Genomic DNA, 10493 nt, shown 5'->3' with positions numbered 1-10493 from the left:
CAGCGTTCGCAACCCTACTGAAGAGAATCGACGGATGACTAGTTACGCAAGGGATACAAATAACTGACACGTATATGTTTCGCACTCGATTGAAGGCGTGTTTCAGCTACGTTACAAGCGTTGTTACATGATGTTTTAGAGTATTCTGGCAGAATTTTGCAGCAACAACTCCTGAAACAGGTTCAGCAAGGGAATGGCAAGAGCTAGATGAGTCCAAAAACAACGGATCAGGGCAAGCTTCCTGATTTCGACATTGAGAGAACTCAGTGCCTTGATAACGTAGGTTTGTCTTTGACTAGCGATGCGTCTGCTGGCACGAGAGGTCGTACAGCGACCAGATCTGAACCTAATACCTGATACCCCTTAGCCAGTCTCACGCGTACCAGCGCCTGAAAGGCGGTGGGATTTTCGCGATTGCTTGAGGCAGGTGCCAGCGCCTTCTCAATCTGCTCCACGCCGGACGATGAAGTGGCAAACATCGTCGCTCCCTGGGTTCCCTTGGTGTCCAGACCCCCAAGAAACGCGATGCGCCGCCCCTGAGTTACTCCGGAGGTGAGCGTGATGAGACTATAGTCGGTCGTCAGCATGCGTGTGGAGGCATCTCGCTCCGTGGTATAGACGGCCTTATCTCCATCTGCTGGATGGGTATCGATAATCTGAGCTCTCCACTGTTCGTGTCGCTCATCAGGATTCCTGAAGGAGAAATCTCCGGCCGTCAGCAGCTGGGCTACGGCAACGTTTTGAAAGGGAGATCCCAGAAGGATCACATTATGCCGGTCCAGGTCATCTGGCGTAATATCGCGCGACGCTTTGATAATTGGCTTAGCGCCGATGCGGTTCAGAAGTCCCGATAACATCGCGATCGATTCCAGCTCTCCTGTTCCGGTGTAGCCATTCTCGTAATAAAGAGGGCCAGCCAAGCCAACGAGTTTGGAATTCGAGGCAAACTGGCGCGCGAGATGTGGATCGACGACTGCGCCCCGGTTATCGCTGGCCCCATGCCGGAAGCGGAAGAGGTCGTTTGAGTCATCAAGCAGGAACACCGCATCGGGGTATCCAATTACCGGCGACATATCGTTATCGAGAAACTTCCACCAGAACAACTCGGCTGAATCGTGAGGTTTCCGATCATGCGAAGTCGAAGCGGAGACGGCGGTGAAAGCTGATTCCGAAGGGCTGTTGGACCGCAAGCGTCCCAACCAGTATCCGGCGACCGAAAATACCGCCAACATGGCTACAAGGAATATCGCCTGCGGCCGGGTCCACCGTTTCGCCACGCCTTGATTCCTCTCAACAGAACGAGGACTCGCGGTCTGATGGTGACGGCCCCCATCTCCGTCTGCCAGCAGAGGATCGGATGCGACAATCTCCGAGCCTATTGACTCCGTGCGCGCTTGAACTGATGAAACCACCTCGAAGGTAGGGAGGTAATGCCCTTTGGGGATCTGGATCAGGATGGGATCATGCTTCCCTTCGACCTCGTAGTACTCCTTAAGCTTGACTCGCAAGCGATGGCTTTGCACCCTGACGATCGGATCGATCTTGGGATCGAAATCGCTTTTACGGCCAAGCGCTTCCACTCCAATTGTGTATTCCTTGAGGTTTTCCGCGGCTCCTGCGATCGAACGAGAGGCAAGAAAACTTAAGAGCTGCTGCAGAGTCATGGCATTACGGAAAGTGGTAGACCGGAGCACCCGGCGCACCTGGTCCTCACACTGCCCGACACCGGGAGCGCTTCCTTGGATACTCATTGAAGAATCAGTATGTTCCAAGATGGCCTGTCTTTCGCTGAGGGGCCATCATAGCAGTCTGAAGAGTCACCGAACAAGTGGACAGCCGGGTCCTGAGACGACGTCAATAGCGGCTCGCGCTAGCGTGCCGGTGCATCTATTCTACTTCTCCAACCTGCTGACGATGACAGTAGTGCCAGGGGATACAGTGGCCGTAACCGAGCTCACCGCCATTCCGCCCGGCAAGGCATCATGCCTGGCAAGTACTGCCTTTCCATCCACCTTGAGCCGGCGCACCGTTCCCTGGAACACAGCTTGCCAGCGTAATGCCGGTCCTGAACGGTTGCTGAGACTGCTGCTCAAGGATCCAGTGTGTTTGATGTCAAGCAGGTTGCTGCGAAAAGGAAGCGACTGGAGCGATGCATCGTCACCAGCACTGGGAAGCTGAGCCAACGTTTGAACGTCGAAGGGTTCGCCAGATCGCGACGGCGCAACCCCCATCGTCCCTCCAACAACAGCCGCGATGACTGCGTAAGAGACCTCGGGGTATTCGCGGCGAGGTTTTCCCGGTCTGCTGAGATCGGTCAGGATCCGGTAGGCAAGCTCGGTCCGCCCATAGCGGAAGAGCAAGAGCGGGGCATAACTTTCCTCTTCGATATTGATCTTCTGCCAATACTTCGGTGAAGAGATATAGTCAAGCGCGCCACGCAGGTGATCAGGATCTTTTGCCGCTCCAAAATACAGTGTCATGACGTCTCCGGACTCAAAGCCGCTCTCATCCTGTCGAATGACTCCAAGATAATGCTGTTGGCTTTGCGACCACGCGACGCGCTCAAGCAACTGCTGTACCTTGTTCGCCACCGACTGTGCGGAAGCTGCGAGAGCTTTGTCCTGGGGTGTAACTGCAATCTCCTGAAATGAACGAAGAGCGCGGTACTCGGCCGCCAGAAGATCGGCACCGAATATAAAGTCCTTCGGACCTTCCGAATAGCTTGGTATGCCGCGCGAATGGACGAATCGCCCGTTCTCCAGGCGCTGGTTGGCGATGCGTGGACGATGAAGGATCGTCTCAGGCTGAAGCTGCCAGCGGGTGATATAGTCAGTGACCGTCCTACGAAAGAACTCGAGAAATCGGGGATCGTCGCGATACGTATCATCGCCAGTCCAACGCCACATACGAACAATAGCGTCCAGCACATCGAAGTTTGCCGGCAGATTGAACCAGAAGTCGTCATCCGAGGAGTAGTCCGCAGAGGAAGGGCGCCCTTCGCCGTCGATCTCCCAATAGCCCGCCCAATCCCGCCTTTCGTCAATGGACGTCGCGAAGCGCTCGAGCATATTGTGGTTTGCCGCAGAGAGCCCAAGCACAACTGCGCCCTCTGTCTGGTGTGAGACATCCCGTATGCAGAAGGCATTGCGGCCAGGCAGAGCAGCCTCGTACCACGGACCGATGGAGCTCGACGATGGAGCCACATAAGCAAGTGCCTGGCCGCGGGCCCATCGAAACATCGCATCAAGCGAAGAGCTGGATGAATGAAATTCGAGCTGCATTGGGTGAGATGCCTGCTGTGCTCCTGCCATAGCATCGGCAAACAGTGTCGCTGCTAACAGTAATCTTATGAGTTTCGCCACTTTATCTGTGCCCTGTCAGAACAAACGCTGCGGTCTAAATGTAGCATCGCGGTTGTACTGGAGGGTCCGTTCATTGGCACTGCTATTCTTGAAACAATACCAATCGACCTCATTAAGACCTTCTTCCGTGGCGATGGGACACTGATACCGACTGCTATAAACGCTAGTTCCAGACGGGCTTTCTCTGGACGTGCATGTGTGGATATGAGGATGTCGCGACTTTCTGCTGGTGCAGGCTTCCGCGATGCAGTGGACACCGGCACTACCGGGCTGCATTCGAAGCCCTTCTCACGGCAGGCGTAAAGATACGAGAGCCCGTGGCTGGAATGGTTATCTCGGCACTCCACAATAAGACTCTGCGAGCCTCCGCCAAGTTCGAGCGGGAATGGCATGTAACCTCCGATTGAGCATCTGTCCTCCGCAATGACATCGCAACCCGCATTGAATCAAAACCAGGGCATAATGTGTGGCAGTGAATATGAACACTTGTCGAGAATTCTTAGATGCCCCACCGAATGAAATACCCGTTCGTGGGTTTTTGCATCCCTCTATCGGTTCGGGCAAGGATTGTCTCGTCTTGACGCACGGCGCGGGGGCGAACTGCGACTCTCCACTTCTTGCGACACTTGCCGATGCGTTCTGCGCCTCGGGGTTGACCGTCCTTCGTTGTGATCTCCCCTTCCGTCAGTTGCGACCGCACGGCCCACCGCCACGCGGTAGTGTAGAACGTGACCAACTTGGACTTCGAGCGGCAATTGTGGCTATGCGACGAAAGACTTCGGGTCGTGTCTTCCTGGGTGGTCATTCGTACGGAGGGAGACAGGCATCGATGCTTGCTGCGTCTGAACCCGGCCTCGTTGATCGGCTTCTACTGCTCTCGTACCCGCTCCACCCACCACAACGACCTAGTGAATTGCGGACAGGGCACTTTACGAGCTTACAGACCCCTGCGCTGTTTGTTCACGGCACACGGGATGGGTTCGGCTCTATCGAAGCGGCGATGGAGCTCATCCCAGCACAAACTGAACTGCTTCCGATCACCGGTACGGGGGCATGAACTGATGACGAAGCGGAATCGTGATGAGGTGCCGAAGATGGTAGTGGAGGCGTTTAGGTCATTTGAAAAGCTGACGGCCTAAATCGCACCCGCTATCCGAATGGCCAAACGAGAACCTTTCAAATACAGTCGCAGGATGTCAGCCGTGCTGCCGTCGAAGGCCGAGCGAAACAACTATAGACCGCGATCGATTAGGAGCTCCTTGGCACCAGCTGTACTTATCCCATCTCATCTATTCAATCCCCTCATGCTCTGGCCCCATATATAGAGGACCGCAAATTACCCGCAACAATCGTGAGCTGTGTCCGCGTTGACCGCTCGATTTCTTGGCAGTCGCCGGAGAACCCACACGACCGTACTGTTACTATCGACCGCTTCTGTTGTTGCTTGAGCGATGCTGTCGGGTGTTGACCGTGCGGGCTCTCACTCGCCTGTTATCTCTTGCACGTTTCCTTCCCGTATTTGATCGGCGTCATTTGGTGTTTTTAATCTGCGTCTGGAACAAATTTGATTCCATCGAGTTAGCAAGCCCGAGCTGGCTCACTTTCTCGTCTGTACCTTGACCCAGTAATCCGGTGTTGCAGCAGGAAAATAGTTGGCGCAAATCCCTTTTTCTGAGTGATCCGCCGCAATCGATATCAAGACTCGCTGCTCGAATCGCTTCTCTTAGATAAGCTGGACATCGTTACGAAACGTACTGCTCCAACGCGGATGCAGTCTTTCTATTTTTCTTCACGACATGAAGAACCGCACAGTAGGCGGGGACTCGCTGGGTGCCGTTCATGCCGCGTTTATGTTCGCGTCCAGCGTGGGTCCATCTGTGGGTTCAATCCGCTCGTGCCTACCATTCAAATCATTCATGCAAAGAGAACCAAACCGCGGTTCCCTCTGGGATGCGGCCAACTCGTCACCAATCGTCGCCAATTGAGACATTCTCTCGACGGCTGCGCGTTGATGGGTCGGAGTCGGTTGGGTGTAAATGTCCATCGTTTTGGACATGTGTGCGTGCCCTAGCTGCGCCTGAGCGTCCTTGGGGGGAGGCTCCTGCCTGCGAGAGCAGAGTTGCGTGGGTCCGTCTGAGAGTATGCCAGCCAAGCCAGGGAGCGCCGATCTGCTTGCCAGCCGGTCTGAGATGGAGGGGTAACAGGGTTGGAGTCGCATCTCGCGGCGTAGAAGCCTCGTAGTGATGCCTTAGCGCCTCTGCGAGCATACGGCAGGGGAAGGGTAAACGACATACCTGGTACATGGAGATAATCGCGAAACTTTGCAAAACGGACGAGCGTTTGCTCCTTGCGACTCCGTTTCAGTTGGTTGATGTAAACGATACGACCAGTTGTGATGCCGCCACCGCGTGGTGGATCGTGAGCTTGGAATCTTGAGGAGAATGTTCAATCAGGCCTACAGTGCAAGACCGCCGAAGGTTTCTGGTGTTCCGAAATTTCGTCATCTTCCGGTGGCCAGTAGCCGGTAAGGATTTTTGAAATGAAAGTAACTGCCGTCGGTTGCGATTAGCACCAGATAGGAATTAAGACGCCAAGTTCTGTTTCAAAGCGTGGAAAGCAGCAGCGGGACCAAGGGACGGATCGGGTTAGACGGCGAGCACATGGATGTGCTGGCGCCGAAAAAGTTCAGCAACTTCCGGATCGATGCTGTCGTCGGTGATGATCGTGTGAATCTGCGCCGGCTCGCAGACCTTGTTGGCGCTGACCATCCCCAACTTGCTGGCGTCCACGACGGCGACGACCTGCTTCGCGTGTTTGACCATCTCGCCGAGGATGAGGGCTTCGTCAGACTCAATCACGGTGAGACCGAATTCAGGGTGGACGCCGGTTGCGCCCATGAAGACCTTGTCGAAGTAGAGCTTCTGGATCGAGTTGAAGGCAGTGGCGCCGACCATGGAGAAGGAGCCGGGCCAGCGGATAGAGCCTCCGGTAAGAGTGACTTTGGCGTTGGGCTGGCTGGAGAGTTCCATGCCGATGTTGACCGCGCTGGTGACGATGTGGATGCCCTCGCGGTGGCGGAGGCTGCGAGCGACCTGGGTGGTGGTGGTGCCGGGGGAGAGCGCAATCGTATCGCCTTCCGCGACCATCTCCGCGGCGGCTATCGCGATGCGTCGCTTCTCATCGGCGAACCGTTCTTCGCGGAGAGGGAAGGCCGCATCGAAGCGGAACGGCTCGTAAGTGAGCTTGCCTGCAAGCTCCACGGCGCCGTGGGTGCGATGCACTAGGCCCCGCTGCTCGAGCTTGACGAGGTCGCGGCGGACGCTGGCCGGTGAGGCATCGACGGTGGCGGCGAGGTCTTCGATGCTGCTAGTGCCCTTTTGCAGGAGCAGATGAAGGATCTGTTTTGCGCGATCGAGGGTCTTTGGAGCCACTTGAGGTCCTTCCTCCTACAGCCAACGTCTGGGGGGGCCAGAATCAGGATACACGCGACATTTAACCAATAAAGTGAGCATATGTACATATATTTTTCATAATTGTGATTACTTCCTTGACATTTCTCTGTCCGGCTTTCTATTCTTTGCCACGTCACGTTTCAGCAATGTTTTCAAAGAGGCAAGCCTCATAGGAACCGACGCGTATGCCGGCGTTTATTTACCTCTTTTGAACCAATTGCTTACCCAGTACCAAGAAGTGAGGAACCGATGAGAACGAAACTCTTTCCTTTGGCCGGATATGCGCTGGCGGCTCTGTTGTGCACCTCGACCATGTTTGCGCAGACGGTCACCGGCGCCATCACCGGAGCCGTGTCCGACCCCAGTGGCGCCGTCATCCCTGGCGCGCAGGTCATCGCGGAAAATACCGGCACGGGCGTAAAAACACAGGCCCAGACGAACGATTCAGGTGCATACACCATTCGTTTTCTGCCGATCGGCACCTATCGCGTAACTATCTATGCGTCTGGGTTCTCCACGCAGACCATTCCACCCTTCGCGATTGAGATCAACCAGACGGCAAAGATCAACGCCACCATGACGGTCGGCACCAGCGACACGATCGTCGACGTGCAGGACAATGTCGCGCCGATTCTGAACACAAACGACTCATCCCTCGGCATCACGCTCTCCACCAACGAGATCGCGAACATCCCGCTGAACGGCCGCAACTTCTCCTCGGTGACGCTCTTTCAGCCCGGCGCAGTCGCCACTGATCCCACGGGCCTGACCGGACCGAACGCCCTCGAGCGGAGCACTTACAACAACGGCATCGCCTCCATCAACGGCAACCGCAATCAGGCGAACTACTACACGCTCGACGGCGCCGACATGAACGAGCCGCAAAACAATCTCATCGCCTATAATCCAGCGCCCGACGCCCTTGCTGAGGTCCGGGTCATCTCCGCCAACGCTCCCGCCTCCTACGGTAACGCGAACGGCGGCGCGGTCATCTCCATCCTCAAGTCCGGCACCAAAAATTACCACGGCTCGGCCTACGGGTATCTCGAGAACTACAACCTCGACGCAAATACCTGGGCCAATAAGCATACGCAGCCGATCATCCCAAGAAATACCTACACGCAAAGCATCTTCGGCGGCACGCTCGGCGGACCGATTCTGCGCGACAAGCTCTTTTTCTTCGTCGACTACGAGGGCGTGCGCTACCACACCGGCGGTCTCGTCAGCGCCAGCGTGCTCCCTCAGGCCATGCGCAACGGAGATTTCTCCGCGCTCCTCACTCAGGGCATCCAGCTGTACGACTCGCAGAACAACTTTGCCCCATACGCCGGAAACAAAGGCCTCCCGATCCTCAATCCGGTGGCGAAATATCTCTTTGCGCATCCCGAGCTTTATCCCCTGCCCAACGCTGCGCCCGTCGACGGGCTTCTGCAGAACAACTTCCAGGGAACTCAGCGGACCTTCCGCGTCAATAATCAAGGTGACCTGAAGATCGAGTGGGATCCCGGTTCAGCTAACAAGTTTACCGCCTTCTATGCGCAGTCCACCGCAAACGACCTCACCACCGCTCTCATCCCCGTCTTCTTTCCGTCGGCGAACATTTATCCCACAAAGCTCGGCGGTGGGAGCTGGATCCATACCTTCTCCTCCGCCATCGTCAATGAGGCTCGCTTCGGCTTCACCCGCGTCCGCTGGGACAACAACATCCCCACCGACCCATCCGGCCAGTTCGGTCTCACCGGCGATAAGAAGGTCAGCATCCCCTTCGGCAAGCAGCTCTATCCTGGCTTCTCCGGCCAGAGCCTTGGCAACAATGCGTCCTATCTCGGAACCAGCGCGAACACTCAGATCCTCCGCGACAACACTTTCAACTACTACGACAACCTCACATGGCAGCGCGGGCGCCACTACCTCTCCATCGGCGTACAGGCAACGCGCTACCAGCAGAACTATCTCAACGCGTCCAACTATGGATTCCTCGGTGAGTTCGACTACAGCGGGATATTCACCAGCAACCCCAACGTAACTTCTGGCGCCGGCGGCTACGGCCCCGCAGACTTCGTCCTCGACCGCGTTGCCGAGAACAAGCTCGGGTCCACCATCGGCATCGTCGGCAACCGCCAGTGGCGCATCGCCGGCTACGTTCAGGACGACTTCAAGGCATCACCGAAGCTCACCCTCAACGTTGGTCTGCGCTACGAGTACGACCAGCCCTGGTACGAGGTCCACGACAGGACCGCCAACGTCCTGCTCGACACCGGCACCGTCATCTATGCCGGCAGCATCCCCAACGGCGCAATCGCTGGCGCTCAGCTCTGCCACAACCGCGCCTGCTACGAGCCCAACTACGCCCAATTCATGCCCCGTCTAGGCTTCGCGTTTCAGGCAGCTCCGCGGTTCGTCATTCGCGGAGGCTATGGCGCCACCAGCTTCTTTGAAGGAGATGCGTTCAATCAGCGCCTGACCTCCAGCCCGCCCTTTGCCCTCGGTAGCGATCTCAAGGCTCTCACGCCGACAAACACCACCACAGGCACGCCCTTCAAGATCGAAGACGGCTTCACCCCCGACTTCAGTGCCACCAGCGGATACTCCGTCTGGCCCCAGCACCAGCGGCCCGCCTACATTCATCAGTTCAGCCTCACTACGGAATTCGAGATCACCAACAAGATGTCGCTTAGTGTCGGTTATCTCGGCGAAAACGGCCACCACCTCGCGGACTATCGCAACGCCAACCAGCTCACCCTGGCACAGGCAACCATCGCAACCAACAGCCCAGACCCCAATAACCCCCTCCCCGGCGGCGTCGCGCCGTATACCAAGCTCGTTGGTCAGTTCGGCGGCCTGCTCGTCACCGAATCCGGCGCCATCATGAACTACAACGGCGGCCAGGTAACTCTCCGCCAGCGCGCGGCCCGCGGCCTGGAATACACCGTCAACTACACCTATGCCAAGGCCATGACGAACTCCTCCGGCAACTACGGCCAGCCCGGTATCAACGGCTCCAATGGTGCCTATCAGAACGGATACGACTCGCACGCCGACTACGGCCCCTCCGGCCAGGACATCCGCCACAATCTCAATGCCATCTTTGTCTACGCCCTTCCCGTCGGACGCGGACAGGCCTACGGCAGCAAGATGAATCAATTCCTCGACCTTCTCGCCGGCGGCTGGAGAGTATCAGGCTCAGTCCTCGCCTACTCCGGATTCCCTATCACCATCAATGGTCCCAGCAACAGCAATACCAATACATTCGGCCAGGCACGCGCAAACCACTACCGCCCCCTGAAGATCCGCAACCGTTCCATCGATAACTGGTGGGGAACCGATCCCTCCGCAACGCCGTGCTCTGCTGGCGGCGACAACGGAGTCTGCGCCTACGGATCTTCAGCCCCGCTCACCTTCGGCACCGCCGCCATCGATACCGAACGCGCTCCGGGCTACCGCCAGATCGACTCCTCCGTCTTCAAGGACTTTCACATTGTGGGCGAACACACGATCGGCTTTCGTACAGATTTCTTCAACACCTTCAACATCTCCAGCTATCAAAATCCCGACAACAACGTAACGGATAGCAACTTCGGTCAGATCACCAGCGTTCGCTCTCCTCAACGGCAGATCCAGTTCAGCGCCCATTACCGCTTCTAGTGTCAAGCCGGAGGCTTCCATTGTTCCGTTGTTA

6 protein-coding genes are annotated in these 10493 nt (G+C 56.7%); 3 read left to right on the top strand and 3 right to left on the bottom strand.

From position 1 onward, the window contains the following. Window positions 1–263 precede the first annotated feature (263 nt). Window positions 264–1664, bottom strand: coding sequence for a hypothetical protein (locus tag OHL16_RS12695; RefSeq protein WP_263367532.1), 1401 nt, complete (start codon window positions 1662–1664; stop codon window positions 264–266). 228 nt (window positions 1665–1892) lie between these two features. Beyond that, window positions 1893–3281, bottom strand: coding sequence for a hypothetical protein (locus tag OHL16_RS12690; RefSeq protein WP_263367531.1), 1389 nt, complete (start codon window positions 3279–3281; stop codon window positions 1893–1895). 559 nt (window positions 3282–3840) lie between these two features. Between OHL16_RS12690 and OHL16_RS12685 the strand changes: the two genes are divergently transcribed. Both OHL16_RS12685 and OHL16_RS12680 read left to right on the top strand, forming a co-directional pair. Next, window positions 3841–4419, top strand: coding sequence for an alpha/beta hydrolase family protein (locus tag OHL16_RS12685; RefSeq protein ID WP_263367530.1), 579 nt, complete (start codon window positions 3841–3843; stop codon window positions 4417–4419). A 1208-nt stretch (window positions 4420–5627) separates the two neighbouring features. After that, the gene (locus OHL16_RS12680; protein ID WP_263367971.1) at window positions 5628–5798 is read left to right on the top strand and encodes a hypothetical protein; all 171 of its coding nucleotides are present in this window, start codon (window positions 5628–5630) and stop codon (window positions 5796–5798) included. A gap of 209 nt (window positions 5799–6007) precedes the next feature. Here OHL16_RS12680 and OHL16_RS12675 read toward each other — a convergent pair whose 3' ends face one another. Then, the gene (locus tag OHL16_RS12675) at window positions 6008–6793 is read right to left on the bottom strand and encodes a DeoR/GlpR family DNA-binding transcription regulator (protein WP_263367529.1); all 786 of its coding nucleotides are present in this window, start codon (window positions 6791–6793) and stop codon (window positions 6008–6010) included. A 270-nt stretch (window positions 6794–7063) separates the two neighbouring features. Between OHL16_RS12675 and OHL16_RS12670 the strand changes: the two genes are divergently transcribed. Further along, window positions 7064–10459, top strand: coding sequence for a TonB-dependent receptor (locus OHL16_RS12670; protein ID WP_263367528.1), 3396 nt, complete (start codon window positions 7064–7066; stop codon window positions 10457–10459). Window positions 10460–10493 lie beyond the last annotated feature (34 nt).

The organism is Edaphobacter bradus (genome assembly GCF_025685645.1).
GTDB lineage: Bacteria > Acidobacteriota > Terriglobia > Terriglobales > Acidobacteriaceae > Edaphobacter > Edaphobacter bradus.
Note: the sequence above shows the minus strand (reverse complement) of the source record. Positions and strands in the feature narration are given on the sequence as shown.